Source organism: Pusillimonas noertemannii (genome assembly GCF_003096595.1).
Taxonomy (GTDB): Bacteria; Pseudomonadota; Gammaproteobacteria; order Burkholderiales; family Burkholderiaceae_B; genus Pusillimonas; species Pusillimonas noertemannii.
Genome location: NZ_QEKO01000005.1, coordinates 77215 through 98387, shown reverse-complemented (window position 1 = coordinate 98387; position 21173 = coordinate 77215). Strand labels below are relative to the sequence as shown.

The following is a 21173-nucleotide window of genomic DNA, read 5'->3' as shown; positions in this document are numbered from 1 at the left end:
CAGCAATGCCGACACTTCGTCCAAGCCTATTTCTCGCCGCCGCGCGCAAGACGGCATTTACCGCCTTGACGGTGCTGGCGCTCGCCGCCGCGCCGCTCATGGCGCACGCCAAGCCGCTTGTCATCACCTTGCTGGGCACCGGCAGCCCAGCGCCCAATGCCACACGGTTCAGCCAGTCGATTCTGGTCGAGGCAGGCTCCAGCAAATACCTGATCGACCTGGGCCGCGGCGTTACCATCCGCCTGGCTCAGCTCGGGATCCCCATGGGCAAGATCGCGGCCAGCTTCATCACCCACTCCCATTCCGACCATCTGAACGGACTGGCCGATTTCTGGATGACGGGATGGATAGGCACGGGTTATGGCGGCCGCACTACACCCATGGTGCTGTACGGCCCTAAGGGCACCGAAAACATGGCCAAGCATCTCGAACTGGCGTTCTCGGAAAACACGCGCATCCGCCACGCGGACGAAAAAGAGCCGCTTTCGGGCATTGAAATCGACGCTCATGATATCGAGGGCGGATTCAGCTACGAACACGACGGCGTCAAGATCACCGCCTTCGATACGAACCACGGCGAACTCATCCAGCCCAATTTCGGCTACATCATCGAGTACGACGGCAAGAAGGCTGTGATCAGCGGCGACACCACCTACGATGAAAGAGTGGCCAAGGCGGGCATGGGGGCCGACCTGCTATTGCACGAAGTCGCCTACATCACCCCCGAACTGATGGAGAAAAAACCCATCTACAAGGCCGTGGCGGCGCACCATACCAGCCCCGAAGAAGCGGGCAGGATCTTCAGCCAGGCAAAACCCAAGCTTGCCGCATTTACTCACCTGGTCGTCCGCCTGGCCGGCGAGCAGCTGGACTTGCCGGCAGCCAGCATTATTCTCGAGCAGGTAGGCAAGACCTACGACGGGCCCGTCGTGGTGGGCGAAGACCTCATGCGCTTCACAATTGAGAAAGACGCCGTCATCGTCAATGGCGACAAGGGGCAATACGGGTTCAGAGTCCGGTCAGACTGAACCTCAGCGCATGCGCAAGCCTGCCTTGAACCGGCAATGGCCCTCAGCGCAAGCGCAACCCCGCCTCGACCCCGGCAAGTTGGATAAACTAGCGGTTTCTCATAAGAACACAAACAAGGAACGTGATGCCTATTCCAACCACCCATGTCGGCAGTCTTCCCCGCGGCGACGAACTGGCGCAACTGCTGCTGGCGCGCGATCACGGCCAAGAGGTCGACAACGAGCACTTCGAGCGGGTCGTCCAGGCGGCGATCGATCATGCCGTGCAGAAGCAGGTCGAAGCCGGCGTGGGCGTCATGAGCGACGGCGAACTGGGCAAGGTGGGCTATGCCACATACATTACGGAACGGCTCGAGGGCTTTGGCGGCCATGTCGACCGTACGCCCGCGAAAGACCTGGCCGATTTCCCCGAGCTGCGGAAAAAGCTCAGCGCCATCATGGGAAGCCAGGAATTCGTGCGGGCGGCCTGCATCGGCCCGGTGAAGCTGCGCACGCTCGAGCCGTGCCTGGCCGACATCCGCCGCTTCAAGTCGGCCATCGAGCAGCATGGGGGCGGCGGTCGCGGCTTCATGAACGCGGCATCGCCCGGCCTGGTCACCGCCTTCCAGCCGAACAAGCATTACCCCACGCACGAGGCCTATCTGGCCGACCTGGTCGAGGCGATGCGTCCCGAATACGAGGCCATCGTGGCGGCCGGCTTCGATCTTCAGCTCGACTGCCCCGACCTGGCGATGGCGGCGCATACGGGCTTCCAGAACCTGAGCGAAACCGAGTTCGCCGCGCGGGCATGGCAGAACGTCGAAGCGCTGAACGCGGCCACCCGCAACATCCCTTCCGAGAAGATGCGCATGCACATCTGCTGGGGAAACTACGAGGGCCCGCACCACTGCGACATCGCGCTCGAGAAGGTCATTGGCCCCATCCTGGCCGCCAGGCCGTCGACCATTCTGTTCGAGGCCGCCAACCCCCGCCATGAACACGAGTGGGAGATCTGGCAAGACGCCAAGCTGGCCGACGACAAGATCCTGGCCCCCGGCTTGATAGACAGCTGCTCGAACTATGTCGAGCATCCCGAACTGATCCGCCAGCGCCTTGAGCGTTATGTGGGGTTCATGGGAGCAGACCGCGTGCTGGCAAGCACCGACTGCGGTTTTGGAACGTTCGCCAACTATGGCAAGATCGATCCGGCCGTAACGTGGATGAAGCTCGCGGCGCTCCGCGAAGGCGCGGAACGCCTTGCGCACCCGCCGGTTCGGTAATTTCGTTCAGGAAAACGTCAACTACGGCATGCTTCACTCAGCATTCACACCCTCTTAGGAAGACGATATGGCAGACATCGACGCCCCCAACCTACCGTCCAATTTGCGCCGTTCAGTTTCCAACACTCTCAAGGGTTCCGCCGGAAACCTGGTCGAATGGTATGACGTCTATGTCTACTCTGTTTTCGCCGCCTCGTTCGAGCACCATTTCTTCAGTCCCGACGACAAGAACGCCGACATCTACATCTGGGCCATTTTTGCCCTTACCTTCCTGATGCGGCCTTTCGGCTCGTGGTATTTTGGCCGCTATGCCGACCGCAAGGGGCGCCGCGCCGCGCTGACCCTGTCGGTCACCATCATGTCGCTGTGCTCGTTCGCGATCGCCGTCACCCCCACGCGCCTGGCCATCGGCGAATGGGCCGCAATAATCCTGATCATGTGCCGGCTGCTCCAGGGCTTTGCCACCGGCGGCGAGTACGGCACCTCGGCCACCTATCTTAGCGAAGCCGCCGTGCCCAAGCATCGCGGCTTTCTTGCGTCATTCCACTATGTCACGCTGGTGGGCGGCCACGTGCTGGCCCAGGCCCTGTTCCTGGCGCTCATGCTGTCCACCTCAAAGGCCGACATCGGCGAGTGGGGCTGGCGCCTTGCGTTCGCCATCGGCGGCGTGGGCGCCATCGTGGTGCTGTGGCTGCGCCGCACCATGGACGAGTCCATGAGCCAGGAGGCCATCAAGTCGGCCAAGAAAGACAAGGGCTCGGGCTCCATGGTCGAACTGGTCAGCAACTACTGGAAGGAACTGACGGCCTGCTTCCTGGTTACCATGGGCGGAACCGTTGCCTTCTACGCCTACTCCATCAATGGCCCCAACATCATCAAGTCGACTTTCGCCCAAAGCAGTCCTGTCATGGGCTCGGTCGTTTCGCTGGTTGCGCTGACCATCCTGATGCTGCTGCAGCCCGTCGGCGGCTATATTTCAGACCGCATCGGGCGGCGCACGCTGCTGGTGTTCTTCGGCGTGGGCGGCACGCTCTTTACGTGGGTCATCTTCACGGTTCTGCCGCAATCCACCAATCCGTGGCTTTCGTTTGCCATCCTTACCATCAGCTTCATTTTCCTGACGGGCTACACGTCGATCAATGCGGTGGTCAAGGCCGAACTCTTTCCCACCCACGTGCGCGCCCTGGGCGTGGGGTTTGGCTACGCCATCGCCAACTCGATCTTTGGCGGCACCGCGCCGGTGATTTATTCGGCCGCCGTCAAAGCCAACCAAGAGCCCTGGTTCATCGCCTACGTCACCATTCTTATCGTCGGCTCGCTGCTGGTCTACCTGTTCCTGCTTAGAAACCGCGGCGTCAACTGGCTTGACCACCCCGAAGAAATGCGCCGCCGCAAAGACAGCCCGGGACACCGCGTGTTTCCGATGGGGGTCTGACAACGGGGCCCTGGCCATGCACCGCGCTTGATACATGGGCGGGGCAATCCAGAAGGGCCGGCGCGCAAGCTCCGGCCCTTTCTCTTGGAACCCCGGGGCCCGCACGGGCGCGCCATTGTTCCAATAACAGAATACAGAGACTGAACAGGCGATCTATTCAATCGAACGCGCCGGGCTCATACTCATAGTCATGGTCAACGGATCGCGCCCCGGCTTCACGGGCCGTTGATCCTGTTCCAGGGAGATCAGCCATGTTCAGGCACATTCTGGGTATTCATGAAGCGCCCCGCCCTCATTGGGTGGGCAATGGCTTTCCGGTGCGTTCGCTGTTCAACTACAACGATCACGGCGAGACCCTGAGCCCCTTCCTGCTGCTGGACCATGCCGGCCCCCAAGCCTTCTCGCCCACCGCCGAGCGGCGCGGCGTCGGCACGCACCCTCACCGCGGGTTCGAAACCGTGACCATCGTCTACGAAGGCGAAGTGGCCCATCGGGATTCCACGGGCGCGGGCGGCATCATCGGCCCCGGCGACGTACAGTGGATGACGGCGGCGTCCGGCATCCTGCACGAAGAGTTCCACTCCGACGCCTTTGCCCGCCAGGGCGGGCAGCTTGAGATGGCACAGCTTTGGGTCAACCTTCCCGCCAAGGACAAGATGTCCGACCCCGGCTACCAGACGATACTGAATCGCGACATTCCGTCAGTAGAGTTGCCCGAAGGCGCGGGCCGTGTCCGCGTCATCGCCGGCGAGTTCGGCGGCCATCGCGGCCCGGCGCGCACCTTCACGCCCATGGACGTATGGGATGTGCGGCTGAATCGGGGCGGCGCCACGCGCTTCGACACAAAGCCTGGCCATACGCTGGCGCTTGTCGTGTTGCACGGCACGGTGCTGGTCAATGGCACCCAAGTGGCGCGCCAGGGCCAATGGGTGCAGTTCGGCCATGAGGGCGAAGGCCTGGAGATCGAGGCCAACAATGACGCGACGCTGCTGGTGCTGGCGGGCGAGCCTATCGACGAGCCCGTCGTCGGCCACGGCCCCTTCGTCATGAACAGCGATGCTGAAATCCTCGAGGCGTTCGAGGATTTCAACAGCGGGCGCTTCGGCCGGATCAGGGCTCAATAACGATATTTGACCGTCAGCAGCGCGTTGCGCGGCGCAACGTAGTACCCGCCCTGATACACATCGCTGGAATGAAGATTGCTTTGCGCCTGCACGCCCGCGCCCACGGACCAGCCCCTGAGGCGGCCGCTCCGCATTCCGGCGGTCAGCGCAGCAGCGAGAGATCGACCCCGCCATCCGGCCGCCGCACGACAGCGATAGGCAATTGCCCCTGCAAGGCCAGCAGGAAGCCTTCGGCGTCATCTATGCTGAAGACGCCCGCCATGCGCAGACGCTTGAGCCGGCTGTCGGCCAGGTGAATGGGGTGGGAGAGGTAGCGATTCATTTCTTGCAGCACCTCTTCAAGCGGCTGGTCCTTGAACACCACCTTGCCCTGCCGCCAGGCTGTCAGCGCGGCGACATCGGCCCGCTCGGCAAGCAGCGGATGGCCCGGCCGCGCGCTGGCCGCCATGTCGGCCGTCAGCACGGCCCTTGCGCGATTCCACCAGCGGCCCGAAGCTACTTCCACAGACCCCTCCCGCACCGCCACGGAAACATGATCCGGCTCCCGGCGGACATTGAAGACAGTGCCGGTGACGCGGACGTCCACATCGCCCGCGTTCACGAAGAACGGCCTGCCCGAATTGGCCGCAACGCTGAACGTCGCTTCGCCGCCCAGCAATTCGACGGTGCGGCGCGTAGCGTAGTAGCTGACGATGAGTTCGGTGGAAACATTCATATCGATGATCGAACCATCGGACAGTGACGCCTTGCGCCGCTCGCCCAGGGCCGTAGCAAGGCGCTGGACGTGATCAGGGGTTTCCGTTCCATAGCTGTGGAACAGCACGCCGCCTACGACAGCCGCGGTACAGGCCGCGCCCGCCCCCGCCAGCCAGCGCCTGCGGGACTGCCGGCGCCGCTCGGCAAGAGGCTCGGGCGCCTCGAGCAGTTCGCGCAGCTCATCTTCGGGCAGCATGCCGGTGGCCTGCCAGATTTCGTCCAGCGCCCGGTACTCGCGCTCGTGCCGGCTGTCGGCCTGGCGCCATTGTGCGAACCATTCCCGCTCGGCCACGGTAAATGTGCCCGAATGCACGCGGGCAAACCAGTAGGCGGCTGCGTCGCGAGGGTCGGTGGGAAGGTTCGGGTGTTCTGTGTTCATGGCAAGTGGCTATCCAGCGCACGGGCGCCGGCGGTTGTTCTACCCTTTCATTGAATAAGACGAGTGAAAAGGCAAAAAACCCGAATCAATTGGGCGCATGATTATGTAACCTTTCTCGAAGATGCCTGACCGTCCGGGTCATGTGCTTTTCAACCATATTGACCGAAATACCCAGTTTCTGCGCAATTTCCTCCTGGGTATGGCCCTCGAGCCTGTGCAACAAGAATACCTGGCGGCACTTGAACGGCAGTTCGGCGAGCGCCTCTTTGAGCGACGCCAGCAATTGCGCCGTACGCGCCTGGGCATCGGGGTCCGTCAACAGGGGGTGCTCGTATTCCTCCAGTTCGTGCAAGGGAACCACGTCGAGCAGCCGGGACTGGCGATGCTTGTCGATCAGGCGATTGCGCACGCTGCGATGCAGATAGGCGCGTGGGTTGGCCAGGGCGGCGGCGTCGTTCTCCAGCACCCGAAGAATGGCGTCGTGCGTGGCGTCTTCGGCGTCCTGAGGACTGTCCGCCCGCCGCGCCCACGTGCCGACCAGCTCGCTGTAATGAGCGAGCCAGCCTTTTTTTGACGCAGGTGGGCGGGACATGGCGAAGGCAGACGATTAATCTTGAGAAGACGCAATACTAACAATAATTCTCATTTAGATGTGGGCCGCATGGTCTGGGGCGATTCGTCCCGTCATGGACGCCCGCCATGCGTGCCGCCTAAAGCGGCGGAGCATCTGGCGGCGGTGCGGCGCTGCCCGCAGGCACGGGGGCATCGCCCGCCGGCGGCATGGCGTGCGTCTTGATGTCGCGCTTGCGCAGCGCGCCCAGTATGTCGAACATCAGTTCGCTGCGCACCCTGCCGACATGACGTGGCGAAGACACGTAGCAGGTCGCCGAGAAAGTCAGCACCACCTCGCTGAAGGTCTCCAGCGTGACGGCCGGCGCCGGTTTGTCGAGGACCTCTTGCTGCGTGTCCATGGCCGTCTTCATGATGTCGCGCACGACGTCGGCGTTGACATTGAGCGGCATGTTGAATTTAAGCGTGACCACACCCAGGGGGTTGGCCATGGTCACGTTGCGCACCTTCTTGGTGATGAACTCGGAATTCGGGACGATCATCGTCGAGCAATCGAACATTTCGATTTCCGTTGCGCGGGCGCTGATCTTGCGCACATTGCCCTCGACGCCGCCGTCCAGGCTGACCCAGTCGCCCACCTAGATGGGCCGCTCTGCCACAAGAATCACGCCTGACACGAAGTTCTGCACCACCGCCTGCAGGCCAAACCCTATCCCGACCGACAGGGCGCTGACGATCCACGCCATGCGCTCCAGGCCGATGCCCAGGGACGAAATCGCCATCATGACGACGGCAAAATAACCCAGGTAGCCGACCAGATTGGCGGCCGAGGTGCGCATGCTCTCGTCCAGCCGCGTCACGGGCAGGAACTGGTCGGATATCCACGTCCTCAGGACCCGGACGGCATAGACGCCGGCCAATAGCACGATCATGGTCGAGGCGATGGAAGCCGGCCTGATCTGCGCCTCGCCCACCTTGAAACCGCTCGTCAGGAAGCCCAGCCGGCGCTGCAGCCATTCGCCGGGGTTTTCTCCGAAGGGCAAGAGAACGAGGGCAATGGCGCTTAAAACCAGCATCAGCCGCAGCATGCCCGATATCAGCACCAGCAGCTGGCAGCGGGTTCGCGCCTGCTGCGCGCTCAACAGGCCGGCCGCCTGCTCCCTGCCCACTTTGGCAACCAGGCTGTCGAACACATCGGTAATCAGCACCACCAGAAGATAGGTGATGCTGCCAATGACGGCCAACCAGATTATTTCCTGGGCTACCAGGCTGCTTAGCGCGATGAAACCCAGCAAGAAGGCCACCAGACTCACCGAAATGACAAAAACCAGTACCGAGGGCACGGCCCTGGCCCAGGAAAGCACCGGCGAGGCCGCGGCGGGCGCCTGCGCCGACGCCTGTTGCGCCTGCCCGCGCAGGCTGGACCGCAGGCTCAGGGCTGTAAAGCCGATCAAGATGTTGAGCGCGACCGTCATGGCGCCGTTCACGAGCAGAATGGTGCTTAGCGAGGCGTTGATCAGCTCCAGCAGCCGCTGGGCCGTCCACGCCAGCGCGAAGGTCACGGCAAAGACCGCGGGAACCCAGGCCAGCGTGTTGGCCAGCCCGTCGGTCAGGGCCGGCAATCGCCAACTGGGGCGCGCGGGAGAAAGCAGCACGGTGCCCAGGCCCGCCATGGCTCCCGCCAGGTAGACGACTATCACGCTTTGCTGCAGGAACGCGCTTAGATCGGCCCCCAGCTCGCCCCCCCACCGCAGGACGAAAAGAAGGATGGTGGCGAGCAGGCCGGGCACCACGGTATAAGGCACCACCGTCAATACCGCGAAAATCGACCGGCGCAGGCGGGCGGGTTGGGTGTGCCTGACGGTAGAGGTGGCCAGGCCGCGCCGGCCCACTTCTCCGCCGAGCAGCAGCAACATTGCCAGGGCCAGCGCCGTGGACCACACGTGGGTGGGCACGGCCCTCAAGCTGTCGCCCAGTTCGTCCAGCAAGCCGTCAAGCCGCCGCATGTCCCGAGGCGCGTCCCGCATGACATTGCGCCAGAAGCTGGGCGTCAGCAACGATTGCGTGCGCTCGCCCAGCTCGGCCTGGAAGCGGGCCCGGCGCAAGACGGAAATCTGGTCCTGGCCCTGCCTTGCGTCCACCCCCATCAGCCGGGCCAGCTTGATCTGGGAATCGAGCAGGGACTGCCGCTTCGTCAATTGTGCCCGCTGCTGGGCGATGTCGGGAGGCTCTGGAGCGTCGGGGGCGGGCGTTCCGAGCTCTTTCAGGCGCGCCTGAACGCCGGCCAGTTCCGGCTCGAGCTGAGCAGCGATGTCGTCGGCTCGCGACTGAGCTTCCTGCAGGGTGTCGCGCATCGCGACCAGCTCTGTATCTTCTATGCCCTGCGGCTTTTGCTTCAGGCGCTCCTGGATTCGGGTGACCGCCGCCTGGGTCTTGTCCAGGACCGTACTCACGTCCTCGATCGCGGGCGCCGCAGCAGCCTGGGCAAGCGCTTGGGACGCAGCAACACCCAGGCCCAGCGACAACGCCAGGCAGCACAAGCAAAGAGCGGCCAACCAAGGCCGTAACGCGCGCGTCATCCTAAGCCTGCCCCGTGGAAACGAGAGTTCGGAATCAGACGCCAGCAAGCAGCTTGCCAAGCCGCTGCAATGCGCGGCGCCGGGCGGCAAGCGCCCGGCTCAAGGACCAGGAGGCAAAGCCTTAAGAGTTAAGAGCCGACCTGCGTATGGTCGACTTCGACGGTGTGGCCGGCGCCGGCGTCGAACAGAATGTAGAACGGAACGGCCGGTCGCTTGAAGGTGATGCTGGAATTCTTGTCCAGCTTGTCGGACACCAGGGTTTTCTCGTCGTACGAGATCACCTCGAGCGTAAGCCCGGGCGCATTGCTGCCGTCGGAGAACCCGCCCTTGCATTGTATGGTGTGTTCGTCGAGCGCTTTGCATTGGCCCACGGGGAAATGCGCCCATGCTGCGGCGGACGCCACGCAAAGGCCCACGCCCGCAGCCAGCCGCAAGGCGGCGGAAAGCGCCCCAGCGCCGCGCTGGACCAAGACGGCCTGCCCGCTGGCGGAGTGGAGTTTCCGGCCTTGCGATGGCTTGGCGGCAAAAAAATCGAATCCGGCCATCAGGGCCTCCTGTTGCGTTGTTTCAACCATTGAACGGTGGAAGGCGAAGCGTCCGACAAAGGCACGCGCACCTGGTGTACGGCGCCGTCCCAGCCTTCAAGCGTGAGCCACAATTGCGCCTCGGGCGAGGCCTGCTCCGGAATGAGGACTTCGGCCATCTGCCGGTACGGGCTGCCGGCGAACAAAGAGCCCGCCGTGCGCAGGCTGCGCGGCTCGCCCACCCGCATGTAGATGGCCTTGATCTGCCCGATGCATTCCCGGCACTGGGCCAGGGTAAAGACTTTTGCGTAGCCCGCCAGCCCCTCGCGCTCGGGCGCGCCGATTTGCCATTCGGCCAGGCGCACGCTCCAGGGACCGGCGGTGATTTCACCGATGTCGCGCTGGCCCAGGCCGACGTCGCCGCGCTCGAGGGCCAGGTCTTCAAAATACGTGGGCAGGTAGGCCAGCGGCGCGATCAGCACGAAGGCGCTGAGATAGAAGCGCCAGCGCTTCCATTTCAGGGCGAACCACGACGTCGGCGCTTGGGTTTGTGCCGCAGCAGCCTTGCTCATGCCGAACTCCCGCCTTCAGTGGCCACCACCGCGCGCGCGGCGCGGGCCGATTTGCGCCGCTTGACCTCGGCCACGGTTTCCTTGGCCGTGCGCTTGGTCCAGATCAGCATGCCGCTGAAGACCATCATGCTAAGCAGCAGGCCAAAAAAGGCATACACGAGCTTGAGCCAGGTTCCGGCGAAGTCGCCCGTATGCAAGGGACGCATCGAGCCTGTAACCAGCTCGAGCGTCGATCGGTCGGAGACGCGCCGCGTGTGCTCCACCACCCCGGTATAGGGGTTGATGCTCATGGTTTCGAACAGCAGGGGGTAGGCTCCGCGGCCGCCCACCCGGATATGGTCGTAGGCGTTGGAAGGCAGGCTGACGAAAGAAGCCTCGAGGTCGGGAAAGGTTTGCTGCGCGATCTGCGCCGCGCGATCGAGCGTGATGCCCGGTGGTGGCTGGCCCGCCGCGACGACGGGAATGTCTTCACGGGCGACGATGGGCGGCACGCCGAATGTGGAAAAGGAGATCTGGTTGTCGAACAGCACCGCCTGGATCAGGAACCAGATGCTGGTGACCCCAATGATGGCGATGAAGGGAATCGACCAGATGCCCGCCAGCCGGTGGAAGTCGCCCCAAAACACCCGCCCGCCCTGCCGCAGGCGCAGCTTGGGCTTCAGGAAGCCGCGCCAGAAACGCTTGTATACGACAAGGCCGGTAACCAGGGAAGCCAGCATCGGTATGCCCAGGAAGGCCACGATATACCAGCCCAGGCTGAAGCCTTCAGTGAAAGGCACCAGCAGCCATCCATGCAGCGCACGCATGAACTGCTGGAAGCTGAAGCCCGAGGTGCTGCCCTGGATCTGGCCCGTGTAGGGGTTGACGTACAGCGAGGCCTCGGTGGCGTCCGGATAGGCGACACGAGCCGTGAGTGCAAACTGCGATTTGACCGGCCGGGAAATGAACTCGACCACCGCACCGGGATGCTCGCGCTCGATGACCTCGAGGATGGCGTCGTAGCCCAGCATCTGCGCATCGTCGGAGGGCGCGTTGGCCCGCACCGCGGGGTTGGCCAGCCAGACGATTTCCTGGCTTACCGTGGCAATGGTGCCGGTGACGCACACGAAAAAGACGAACACCCACAGGGGCAGCGCCAGCCAGCTGTGCACCAGAAACCAGAGCTTCGATTTAGAGACTTTTTTTGCTTGAGTCACGCCTGTGTACCTTTGACTTCCGTTGCATGGGCCGTGCGGGCGCCATCCGCGCGCACGATTCATCCGGCGATGAAATTCGCCTCTTACTATCTAAGACGTTTGAAGCCGCGAAACCCGTAATTCCGGACTTCCCTTTTTTGTAACAACCTGATTCAGGAGCCTGTCGGCCGGCCGTTTGCCGCCGATGCCACATGGCCCTGCCACATGCGGGCCTTGCGCAGAGAGGGGCCCGCGGACCCTTGGCTGCGCAAGGCCATATAGGCAATTTTCGCCATTATAACTATAATGCGACTAATTCTTATTATCGAAGTTAAATTCCGCCTACAGCCAGGGCATCCTGCCCGCTCTTCCCTTTTATGGCCACGGTCCAGTCTCCGCCGCAGGAAATCGAATCCTTCTACAGCGACCATCACGGCTGGCTGCGCGGCCTGCTGCACCGAAAGCTGGGCAACGCCTTCGACGCGGCCGACCTGGCCCACGACACCTATGTGCGCATCCTGAGCGGCGGCAGCCTGCCCGAGCCCCGCCACTCGCGCCGCTATCTGGCCCGGGTGGCCAACGGCCTGGTCATAGACCTGTATCGTCGGCGCCGCATCGAGGCGGCCTATCTGCATACCATCAGCCTGCTGCCCGAACCCGAAGCGCCGTCCGAAGAGGCCCGCGCCCTGGCCGTCGAAGCCCTGGTCGAGATCGACGCCGCGCTGCACGGCCTGCCCGAAAAGGCCCGGCGCGCCCTGCTGCTGCGCAAGCTCGAAGGCTTGAGCTACGGCCAGATCGCCGCGCAATTGAACGTCTCGGTGTCGTCGGTTGAAAAATACATCGCGCGCGGGCTCCAGGCCTGCTGCCTGGCGCTTGGCAACCATGGCTGAACATCCCGCCTCCCTGCCCGTTGCGCCCGAGCCTGACCGGCGGCAGGCCCTGGACCCGGCCGTGGTTCAAAAGGCCGCGCAATGGATGGCGCGGCTTTGGGCCGACGACGCCTGCGAGGCTGATCACGCCGCCTGTCGCAGGTGGCGCGCGGCCCATCCCGACAACGAGCGCGCCTGGCGGCGCCTGCAGGTCTTCGACGACAAGCTGCAGAACCTGCCGCAGCACGCCGCCCCCGTACTGATGGAACCCGCCGCCAAGGGCGGACCGTCGCGGCGCCGGGCGCTGCAGGTTCTGGCCGTGGCGGCGCTCACGGCCGGCGCCCTGCCCGTTCTGCGCGACAGCCAGGCCTGGCTCGGCATCTCCAGCGACTACAGCACCGGCGTGGGCGAAATACGCGAGATCGCGCTGGCCGACGGCACCCGGCTGCTGCTGAACACCGCCAGCGCCATCGACCTGCGCTTCGACGAAAACCTGCGCGAGGTCGTGCTGCGCTCGGGCGAGATCCTGGTCACGACCAGCCCCGACCCCGCCACGCCGCCCCGGCCCTTCGTGGTGCGCAGTCCCCACGGCACCATACGCGCCCTGGGCACGCGCTTTACGGTGCGGCTCGACGGCGATGCCTCGCGCGTGGCGGTCTACGAAGGAGCGGTGCGCATACAACCCGGCCATGCATCCGCGCTGCAGCTCGACGCGGGCCAGCGCAGCGCGTTTTCCAGCCGCCACGCGCAGCCCGCAAGCCGCGCCTTCGAAAGCGAAGCGGCCTGGACGCAAGGCCTGCTGGTGGCCGAGAACATGCGCATCGAAGACTTCCTGCGCGAACTGGGCCGCTATCGGCCCGGGCTGCTGCGCTGCTCGCCGGAAGTCGCCAAGCTGTCGGTTACCGGGGTCTTCCCCCTGGCAGACACCGATCGGGCGCTGGCCAATCTCGAGCTTGCCCTACCCGTCCAGGCTTCGTACCGCAGCCGCTACTGGGTCACTGTGAACCCGCGCTGAAGGACCACGGCGGGGCTCGTGCCGGCCAGCGATCGCAGCCGCGAAACCAGCCCCTTCCATAGCATTGTTACAAAATAATCCGCCGCGGCATTGAGGACTTGCCGTTCTTGTTCGGAATAGATGATGAATACCGCAATACATGGCAAGGCCGCGCCGCGCCGTGTATGGCAAGCGCTTCCCGCCCGGCACGGTCCCGGGGGGTTTCCGGACAATAAGGATTATTTTCATGGCCCTGCCTTCCACCGACACGAATACGCACCGGCATACCCAAGCAGTTTCCCGCTTTCTTCCCTCTGTGCTGCGTGCCGCGCTATGCGCGGGCCTGGCGCTGGGGCCGCTGGCCCTGGCGGGGCCGGCGCGAGCCCAGGCGCAAGAGCAGGCGCAGCGCAGCTACGATATCCCGGCTGGGCCGCTGGGCACGGTGCTGAATCGGTTCGCCCAGGCGGCCGGCGTGGAGCTCTCGGCTGCCTCGTCGCTGACGCAAAGCAAGCACAGTCCCGGCCTGCAAGGAAGCTTCAATGTGCATGAAGGCTTCGCCCGCATCCTGCAAGGGCAAAGCCTTCAGGTCATCCAGGGCGCCAACGGCGCCTATTCGCTGCGGGCCGCGCCGCCTCCTTCGGGCACCGACGTATCTACGCTGTCGCCCGTCGTCGTCACGGCGCAGCTGGAGAACCCCTACGGCCCCGTGGCCGGCCTGACGGCCCAGCGCACGGCCACGGCCACCAAGACCAACACGTCCATCCTCGAAGCACCCCAGACCATCAATGTGGTCACGCGCGACCAGATCGAGATGCAGGGCGCCCAGACGGTGAACGACGCGGTGGGCTACACGCCCGGCGTGATCGCGGCCTTCGGCGGCACCGACAGCCGCTATGACGTGGTCAAGGCGCGCGGCGGCCTGTTCGTGCGCCAGTACCTCGACGGCATCGTGCTGCCGTTCAGCGCCTACAGTGTTTCGGTGCCCCAGTTCGACCCCTATATGCTCGAGCGCATCGAAGTGCTGCAAGGGCCCTCTTCGGGCCTGTTCGGCCAGACCACGCCGGGAGGCATCCTGAACATGGTCAGCCGCCGGCCCCAGGCCGACCCGCAGCACGAGCTGTGGCTGCAGGGCAGCCACCCGGCCGGCGGCAAGCTGGCCTTCGACTCGACCGGCCCGCTGGACGCCGAGCAGAAGCTGCTCTACCGCATCACCGGCCTGGCCAGGAAGGCCGACGGCATGACGGACTTTTCGGAAGAAAAGCGCGCCCTGATCGCCCCAAGCTTTACCTGGCGCCCTTCGGCCGACACTTCGCTGACGCTGCTGATCCATTACCAGCGCGACCGGACCATTCCCCAGTACCAGGGCCTGCCCGCCAAGGGCACGCTGCGCGACAACATCAACGGCACGCTGCCCCGCTCGCGCTTTTCCGGCGAGCCCTCGCACGAAAGAATGGGCCGCGAACAGTACGCGCTGGGCTATGCCTTCGAGCATCGCTTCAACGACACCTGGACCGTGCGCCAGAACATGCGCTACACGCACGTGGACATCGATGCGCGCGGCACGCCGGGCTATATGCTGGACGCCGACGAACGCAACTATTACCGCGTGGCCACGCAGGGCCTGGGCACGGGCAGCATCCTGGGCATCGACACCCAGGCCCAGGCCAGCTTCTCCACCGGCGCGCTGGACCACACCCTGCTGATGGGTTTCGACTACGTCAGGCAGAAGGACGACTACCGCTTCGCCTCCAACATGGCCGCGCCCATCGACCTGTACAACCCGGTGTACGGCATCGACATTCCCGAACTCATTCCGCGCATCAGCACCCTGCAGACCATGCGGCAAAGCGGCCTGTATGTGCAGGACCAGATGCGCGCGGGCGGCTGGGTGATCACGGCCGGCGGCCGCTACGATCGCGCCGATGCAGACACCGAGAACCGGACGGCCGGCAGCAGCACGCCGCGCCGCGACGAAGCCTTTACCGGGCGGCTGGGCATCAACTATGTATTCGAAAACGGCCTGGCGCCCTACGCCAGCTACTCGACCTCGTTCGAACCCCTGGCCGGCACCGATTTCGACGGCAAGCCCTACGAACCCATGACGGGGGAGCAGGCCGAGCTGGGCATCAAGTACCAGCCCGGGGGTTCCGATACGCTTGTCACCCTCTCGGCCTTCCAACTGACGCAAAAGAACATGCTGACCCCCGACACCCAGCCGGGACGAGAGTTCTTCAGCATCCAGACCGGCGAGGTAAGATCGCGCGGCATCAGCCTGGAAGCCCGCACGCGGCTATGGGGCAACACCGACGTGATCGGCGCCTACGCCTATACGCGCTCCAAGATCACCAAGGCCAACCCGGACGCCTCGGGCAACTCGCTGGAAGGGCTGCCCCTGCCGCGCGTGCCCCGTCACATGGCCTCGCTGTGGGTCAACCACGAGTTCGATCACCTGGGCCTGGCCGGGCTGTCGGCCGGCGTAGGCGTGCGCTACATCGGCGCCAACTACGCCGATACGAACGCGAGCCTGGAACTGCCGGCCAACACCTTCTGGGACGCCGCCATCCACTATGACTTGGGCAAGGCCAACCCGAACCTGAGCGGCTTCAAGCTGTCGCTGACCGCCAGCAACCTGGCCGACCGCAAGTACGTCAGCTACTGCCTGAACGACTTGCAATGCTTCTACGGCCAGGGCCGGACGGTGCTGTTGAACCTGCGCAAGCAGTGGTAGGCTGGCGGCGAATTTCGCGCTACTTGCCCGCCGTCCGCTTCACGTCCAATTCGCCCAGCGTCTTCGCCATGTCCTCGGCCGAGGTCTCGGGGTTGACGCGCGTGTCTATCTTCAGGATGGTGCCGTCCTTGCCGATGTAGAACGTGTGCCGCTTGGCATAGCCTTTGTCGTGCAGTACGCCATACGCCCTGGCCACCGCCTTGTCTTCATCGCTGAGCAGGGGAAAATCGGCGCCGGTCTCGTGGGCGAAGCCCTTGTTGTCCAGCAAGGGATCGACACTGGCCATGAAGTAGGTCACGTCGTACTCGCGGATGAGGTGGCCGTTTTCGGCCAGCGACTTGCACTCTATGGTGCAGCCATAAGTGTAGGCCTTGGGAAACCAGGCCAGTACCACGGCCTGCTTGCCGCGATAGTCGGAAAGGCGGTGGGTCTGCCCGTCGGACCCCGGCAAGGCAAAGTCGGGGGCCGGGTCGCCCGCCTGAAGCGCCAAAGCCGGAACCGCCGCCAGGGCCATGAAGGCCCCGGCCAGCATGGACAGAAAAAACTTGGACTTGTGCAACATGATTTTCTCCTGATTCAAGGCTTGCGGCGGCCCGTCCATAAAACCCGGACTGCAAAGCAAGCCGGCCGCTCCGAGCGCCTGGCTCAGCGCCGCGCCAAGGGCTGCAGCGTTTTGTCGAGCAGGCCGGTCAACAGGCCGGCGCCCTCTTCATCCACGCGAAACTCGCCATAGCGCGCCTGCTCGAAATGCGCGGCCTGTCCTTCCGGAAAGAACCAGGCATCGGTCACCACGCGGACCTGGCCGCCACGCAGGCGGAACTCCAAGAATACATCCTCTTGGCCATTGCCATTTTCCTGTGCGGGGCCGTTCCCTTGCGCGGCCCGGATGGCGACAAGCTGATGCACGCCCTGCGCGTCCGGCCTCAATACAAGCAGGCCGCCACGGCGGCGCTCGATGTCCTGCAGCAGCGGATCGGACGTGCGCGCCAGCATCGCCTGGACTTGATTGGCAACGTCGAAATTCAGGCGCATGTAGTCGCCCTGCATGAGGGAACGCGGGTCGACAGGCGCAAGCTCCAGCACCACGCGCCGGCCGTGGTCCAGTATCTGCTCGCGTTCGTAGATGCCCGCGTTGGCCACGACCAGTACGAGCAGGAGGCCCGTGACCAGTCCGCCGCGCCGCCACAGGATGCTTGCCTTTCCGTGAACGGGCGCCCCGGCACCAGCTGCACCAGCTGCACCTCCCGCATCTCCGGCAACCCCGGCAGCCGCGCCCGCCGCCGAATCGGCGCGGGTCAACGCATCGCGGCGCGCACCCTGACTGCGCCTCAATACCCAGGCCGAAGCCAGCAGCCAGGCGCCCGTGGCCCCCAGCACGAATGACTTGTGCAGCAAGCTGGAATCGAGCAAATAGTAAAAATGCGCCAGGTAGGCCAGCAAGGCCAGCACGCCGAAGCCCATCAGGCTGCGATGGCTCATGGCAAAGCCTATGACCAGCCACAGCAGGGCCAGCGAGACGCCCGGCGCGCCCATCCACCCCGCGGCGGCAATGGCCAGCGCCAGCGGCGCGCCGATGCGTATCGCCATCGGCAGCGCCGGCTTGCGCCACACCACTGCGGCCAGCGCTGCGACCGGCAGGGCCGCGCACGCCAGCCAGATCACCACCACCGAAGGATCGAGCTGCCAGGCCTGGGCGATGGAAGCCGGCTGCGGCGCGGGCGTCTGCCAGACGGTGATCTGCGCCAGGAACACCAGCGCCCAGCCCAGCGGCCGCCAGCGCCGGCCGGTATGCTCGCCCCGCCCCAGCAGCAGCACCAGCGCACCGCCAAGGCTGAACCACCACATGCGCAAATAAGCGGGCAATGGCGCTTCGCCCAGCGCCCGGCCCGCGTCGAACAAGGCGTCTTCCCAGGAACCATGCGGCCAGGTCATGACCGTGACCATGCCCAATACGAAGAAGGCCGCGATGAAGCGGAAGGCGGCATTGCCCGCCAATGAATACAGGGCGACGCCCAGAACCAGCAAGGCATACACGGCCACGCCGGAGCCGTCTTCGTGCAAGGCGAAGAAGCTGCCTCCGCTCAGCAAGAGGCCGGCCGTCATCGCGGTGAGACCCAGTTCGCGCAGCACGTCCGAGCCGCCCCAGCGCCAGGCGGCGATGCCGATGAAGCAAAGCGCCAGCCCCGGCACCCACAGGAACTCGACGTCGAAATCCAGGGTAAGCAGCAAGAAGACGATGAGCAGCACCGCCGTGATGCCCATGGCCACCAGGCGGAAGGCGCTGACATACCAGGGATCGGACTTTACCGCCCTGGCGCGCAGCAGCTGGCCCAGCTTGCGCAGGCCCACGGCCATGGCGGCCAGCAGGACCAGCACCACCAGCAGCAGCCCGGCCTCGGAGCCCACCCAATACAATAGGGGCAGCACCAGCAGGACAAAGGCCGCGAGCGCAGCCAGGCTGACGATGGCCAGGTCATGCCGCAGCCGCGTGTAGGCCAGGTACATGACAACCAGCGCCGCCCACCCGATGACGGAAAGGCCTATGGGGCCCGAACGCGACTCTATGCCGGTGAATGCCGCCACCACCAGCCAGGCCGCAATCGCGGTGGCCAAAACCCGCGGCCCGATGCGCCAGCCATCGCCGAAATAGGCAATGAAGCGCTCCCAGCCCGCCAGCAGAAAGGCGTTCAGCAGGGCGGCCAGCAGCGCGGGCCCCGCCCAGCCGCCGAAACTGTGCCAGATTCCGCCGTCATGCACGCCCAGGTAAAGGCCCAGCGCCGCATTGAGCACCACGGCAAAGAGCAGGCCCAGAAACACCGTATGCTGGGTAAGCAGCCAGGGAATCAGCAGAATCGCCCAGGCCAGGAAAAGCTGCCAGGCATCGGCGCCTGTTTGATAGATCTGGCCGATGAGGGCCAGCAAGGCGCCCACCGCCACGCCGGCCAGGCCTGCCAGATGCGCCGTGGCCGTGAAATTATGATTGCCCCGCCCAGCCCCGCCGGCATGCCGGGCGTGCCGGCCCCGCGCGCGCCACAGCGCCGCCAGAACCAGCACCGCAAGCAATAGCTGGGCGCCCGCCAGCTTTTGCACGCTCGAGGCCTGGTCCCAGTTGGCGGCCACCCAGCATATGCCCGCGCTGGCAAGCAGCAGGCAAGCCAGCCCGGCGGCGGCCCGGTATAGGAAGTTCAACCGGCCTTTCGCGCTTTCTGTGCCCGCCCGCAATTGTTTCGTCACCTTGCACCGCCTCCGTCCATACGACCGCACGCCCATTATCGGCATCCTAAAGTATGCCAGCAAGCAGCCGTAAAGACGTTGACCGACCGTGGATGCCAACTCCAACCGCGGCGGATGTGGACTCTTACTTCTATACGGCCCATCATGCGCAAGAACCTGCCTGTCAACAATGTCGAAACCAAGGTACGCGACAATCAGTACCTGATCTCCAAGACCGACATGAAAGGTCGGATCATCTACGCCAACCCGGCCTTCATCGAGGTCAGCGGCTTCCATCGCGACGAGCTGATCGGCAAGGCGCACAATGTCATCCGCCACCCGGACATGCCCCCCGAGGCCTTCTCCGACCTGTGGAAGACGCTCAAGGCGGGCAAGCCCTGGCTGGGCCTGGTCAAGAACCGCCGCAAGGACGGCGGCTTCTACTGGGTGCTGGCCAATGCCTATCCGGTCATCGAGAACGGCGAAGTCAGCTGCTACGCCTCGGTGCGGGTCAAGGCCAGCGATGAACAGATACGCGCAGCCGAAGCCTTCTACGCCGCCGTCAACGCGGGCCGCGCGGGCGGCTACGGCATTGTGCAAGGGCAGCGGGCGCGAAAGGGCTGGCGCCGCCTGGCCGACGTGGCGGCCCTGCCCTTCCGCAGCAGCGTCAGGACAAGCATCGTGCGCATGGCGCTGGCCGGCCTGCTGGCCATCGGCCTGGGCGGCTACTTCGCCGCCACCGGCGGCGTGCCGCCGCAGTGGCAATGGACGGTGTGGCCCGTTCTGGGCCTGCTTGCAGCGGGCATGCTGGTCCAGGGCTGGACCCTTTCCAGGCGCGTGCTGCGCTCGCTCGAAGGACTGGCCGAGACCGCGCGGCAGATCTCGGCAGGCAACCTGGGCGCGGAAATCGGCCATGCCAGCCAGCACGACGAGCTGGACCGCCTGAGCTTCTACCTGGACATCATGCGCAAGAGCCTGATCAGCATCAGCGACGACGTGCAGATCGGCGTGCATGCCACGGGCCATACCGCGCAGATCCTGTTCGCCAACAATACCCATTTGTCGGCCCGCACCGAAGACCAGGCCTCTTCGCTGCAGGAAACGGCGGCCGCCATGGAAGAGCTTACCTCCACCGTCAAGCAGAACGCCGACAACGCCCACGTGGCCGCCCGCCTGGCCGACGACAGCATGCGCATCGCCCGCCAGGGCGGAGAGGTGGTGGCCGAGGTCGTGGAGACGATGGACGGCATACGCGACAGTTCGCGCAAGATCTCCGACATCGTCACCCTGATCGAAGGCATTGCCTTCCAGACCAATATCCTGGCCCTGAACGCGGCAGTGGAATCGGCCCGCGCCGGCGAGGCGGGCAAGAGCTTTGCGGTGGTGGCCGGCGAGGTGCGCAATCTGGCCCTCAAGAGCTCGCAGGCCGCCAAAGAGGTCAAGACGCTGATCGACGAATCCGCCTCGCGCGTCACCGCCGGTTCCGAGCAGGCCGCCCGCGCAGGCGCCACCATGCAGGAAATCGTGGACTCGGTGCGGCGGGTCACCGACATCATGGGCGAGATATCCACCGCCTCGGTCGAGCAGTCGGGCGGGCTCGAGCAGATCAACCAGGCCATCGGCCAGATGGACGGCGTCACCCAGCAGAATGCGGAACTGGTGCACGACCTGGGGCAAACGGTGCGCACCCTCTCGGCCGAGGCCGAGAACCTGGGCGAGGCCATCGGCGTGCTCAATACCGGCCTGGGCAAAGAAGGCCGCCCCGCCTCGCTGGATGCGCGCCGCGGCGGGCCGCGCCAAACCCGCGCCGAAGCCCGCCCCGAAGCCCGGCGCGCCGGTCCGGCGGCCAACGAGCCCACGGCGCCCGAACCGCTGGCTCAAGCCAGGCGCCGCGCGATCGCCTCCTCTTAGCGCCCCCGGCCGCGCCGCCTTACATGCGCGGTGCCCAGCCGCTACAATACCCGGGCC

Annotated in this window: 17 protein-coding genes; 8 read left to right on the top strand and 9 right to left on the bottom strand. The window is 65.0% G+C overall.

Annotated elements, in window-relative coordinates:
* Window positions 1-5 precede the first annotated feature (5 nt).
* The 4 genes from C7440_RS15720 (at window position 6) to C7440_RS15705 (ending at window position 4846) form a co-directional block, all read left to right on the top strand.
* A complete protein-coding gene (locus tag C7440_RS15720; protein WP_116519208.1) occupies window positions 6-1028 on the top strand; it encodes an MBL fold metallo-hydrolase in 1023 nt (340 codons plus the stop codon).
* Between the two features lie 125 nt (window positions 1029-1153).
* Entirely contained in the window at window positions 1154-2287 is a 1134-nt protein-coding gene (locus C7440_RS15715) for a cobalamin-independent methionine synthase II family protein (RefSeq protein WP_116519207.1), read from the top strand.
* A gap of 67 nt (window positions 2288-2354) precedes the next feature.
* Window positions 2355-3722 carry an MFS transporter gene (locus C7440_RS15710; RefSeq protein WP_116519206.1) on the top strand — a complete coding sequence of 456 codons (1368 nt, stop codon included), beginning with the start codon at window positions 2355-2357 and terminating at the stop codon, window positions 3720-3722.
* A gap of 251 nt (window positions 3723-3973) precedes the next feature.
* Entirely contained in the window at window positions 3974-4846 is an 873-nt protein-coding gene (locus C7440_RS15705; protein ID WP_116519205.1) for a pirin family protein, read from the top strand.
* A gap of 142 nt (window positions 4847-4988) precedes the next feature.
* On the opposite strand, the gene C7440_RS15700 is transcribed toward C7440_RS15705, so the two are convergent.
* The 7 genes from C7440_RS15700 to C7440_RS15670 all read right to left on the bottom strand — a co-directional run bounded on the left by C7440_RS15700 (window position 4989) and on the right by C7440_RS15670 (window position 11422).
* Window positions 4989-5981 (bottom strand): FecR family protein, encoded by a 993-nt coding sequence (locus C7440_RS15700; RefSeq protein WP_116519204.1) that lies wholly within the window; start codon window positions 5979-5981, stop codon window positions 4989-4991.
* Window positions 5982-6066: 85 nt separating this feature from the next.
* Window positions 6067-6573, bottom strand: coding sequence for a sigma-70 family RNA polymerase sigma factor (locus C7440_RS15695; RefSeq protein WP_116519203.1), 507 nt, complete (start codon window positions 6571-6573; stop codon window positions 6067-6069).
* Window positions 6574-6691: 118 nt separating this feature from the next.
* Window positions 6692-7189, bottom strand: coding sequence for a mechanosensitive ion channel family protein (locus tag C7440_RS20245; RefSeq protein ID WP_116519202.1), 498 nt, complete (start codon window positions 7187-7189; stop codon window positions 6692-6694).
* Window positions 7190-9004 (bottom strand): DUF3772 domain-containing protein, encoded by a 1815-nt coding sequence (locus tag C7440_RS15685; RefSeq protein ID WP_165832620.1) that lies wholly within the window; start codon window positions 9002-9004, stop codon window positions 7190-7192.
* 254 nt (window positions 9005-9258) lie between these two features.
* On the bottom strand, window positions 9259-9675 hold the full coding sequence (locus C7440_RS15680; protein WP_243410947.1) for a hypothetical protein: 417 nt from the start codon (window positions 9673-9675) through the stop codon (window positions 9259-9261).
* Window positions 9675-10226 carry a thiamine pyrophosphate-binding protein gene (locus C7440_RS15675; protein ID WP_116519200.1) on the bottom strand — a complete coding sequence of 184 codons (552 nt, stop codon included), beginning with the start codon at window positions 10224-10226 and terminating at the stop codon, window positions 9675-9677. The genes C7440_RS15680 and C7440_RS15675 overlap by 1 nt, the downstream gene beginning before the upstream one ends.
* Entirely contained in the window at window positions 10223-11422 is a 1200-nt protein-coding gene (locus tag C7440_RS15670) for a PepSY-associated TM helix domain-containing protein (protein WP_165832619.1), read from the bottom strand. The genes C7440_RS15675 and C7440_RS15670 overlap by 4 nt, the downstream gene beginning before the upstream one ends.
* Window positions 11423-11778: 356 nt before the next feature.
* On the opposite strand from C7440_RS15670, the gene C7440_RS15665 reads away from it, so the two are divergent.
* The 3 genes from C7440_RS15665 (at window position 11779) to C7440_RS15655 (ending at window position 15992) form a co-directional block, all read left to right on the top strand.
* Window positions 11779-12291, top strand: coding sequence for a sigma-70 family RNA polymerase sigma factor (locus C7440_RS15665; protein ID WP_116519198.1), 513 nt, complete (start codon window positions 11779-11781; stop codon window positions 12289-12291).
* Entirely contained in the window at window positions 12284-13285 is a 1002-nt protein-coding gene (locus C7440_RS15660; protein WP_116519197.1) for a FecR domain-containing protein, read from the top strand. Before C7440_RS15665 ends, C7440_RS15660 begins: the two co-directional genes overlap by 8 nt.
* 226 nt (window positions 13286-13511) lie before the next feature.
* Window positions 13512-15992, top strand: a complete 2481-nt coding sequence (locus C7440_RS15655) for a TonB-dependent siderophore receptor (RefSeq protein WP_116519196.1) — start codon at window positions 13512-13514, stop codon at window positions 15990-15992.
* A 19-nt stretch (window positions 15993-16011) separates the two neighbouring features.
* Here C7440_RS15655 and C7440_RS15650 read toward each other — a convergent pair whose 3' ends face one another.
* Window positions 16012-16554: a peroxiredoxin gene (locus C7440_RS15650; protein ID WP_116519195.1), complete on the bottom strand. Its 543-nt coding sequence runs from the start codon at window positions 16552-16554 to the stop codon at window positions 16012-16014.
* 83 nt (window positions 16555-16637) lie between these two features.
* On the bottom strand, window positions 16638-19226 hold the full coding sequence (locus tag C7440_RS15645) for a GDYXXLXY domain-containing protein (protein WP_165832618.1): 2589 nt from the start codon (window positions 19224-19226) through the stop codon (window positions 16638-16640).
* Window positions 19227-19370: 144 nt separating this feature from the next.
* Between C7440_RS15645 and C7440_RS15640 the strand changes: the two genes are divergently transcribed.
* Window positions 19371-21116 (top strand): methyl-accepting chemotaxis protein, encoded by a 1746-nt coding sequence (locus tag C7440_RS15640; protein ID WP_017522410.1) that lies wholly within the window; start codon window positions 19371-19373, stop codon window positions 21114-21116.
* Window positions 21117-21173: the final 57 nt, after the last annotated feature.

Bases quoted from the DNA above. Each gene is read 5' to 3' on its own strand.
- C7440_RS15720 (WP_116519208.1), top strand. From the start codon at position 6: ATGCCGACACTTCGTCCAAGCCTATTTCTCGCCGCCGCGCGCAAGACG.
- C7440_RS15665 (WP_116519198.1), top strand. From the start codon at position 11,779: ATGGCCACGGTCCAGTCTCCGCCGCAGGAAATCGAATCCTTCTACAGC.
- C7440_RS15700 (WP_116519204.1), bottom strand. From the start codon at position 5,981: ATGAACACAGAACACCCGAACCTTCCCACCGACCCTCGCGACGCAGCC.
- C7440_RS15650 (WP_116519195.1), bottom strand. From the start codon at position 16,554: ATGTTGCACAAGTCCAAGTTTTTTCTGTCCATGCTGGCCGGGGCCTTC.
- C7440_RS15660 (WP_116519197.1), top strand. From the start codon at position 12,284: ATGGCTGAACATCCCGCCTCCCTGCCCGTTGCGCCCGAGCCTGACCGG.
- C7440_RS15710 (WP_116519206.1), top strand. From the start codon at position 2,355: ATGGCAGACATCGACGCCCCCAACCTACCGTCCAATTTGCGCCGTTCA.
- C7440_RS15705 (WP_116519205.1), top strand. From the start codon at position 3,974: ATGTTCAGGCACATTCTGGGTATTCATGAAGCGCCCCGCCCTCATTGG.
- C7440_RS15695 (WP_116519203.1), bottom strand. From the start codon at position 6,573: ATGTCCCGCCCACCTGCGTCAAAAAAAGGCTGGCTCGCTCATTACAGC.
- C7440_RS15680 (WP_243410947.1), bottom strand. From the start codon at position 9,675: ATGGCCGGATTCGATTTTTTTGCCGCCAAGCCATCGCAAGGCCGGAAA.
- C7440_RS15715 (WP_116519207.1), top strand. From the start codon at position 1,154: ATGCCTATTCCAACCACCCATGTCGGCAGTCTTCCCCGCGGCGACGAA.
- C7440_RS15655 (WP_116519196.1), top strand. From the start codon at position 13,512: ATGGCCCTGCCTTCCACCGACACGAATACGCACCGGCATACCCAAGCA.
- C7440_RS15675 (WP_116519200.1), bottom strand. From the start codon at position 10,226: ATGAGCAAGGCTGCTGCGGCACAAACCCAAGCGCCGACGTCGTGGTTC.
- C7440_RS15640 (WP_017522410.1), top strand. From the start codon at position 19,371: ATGCGCAAGAACCTGCCTGTCAACAATGTCGAAACCAAGGTACGCGAC.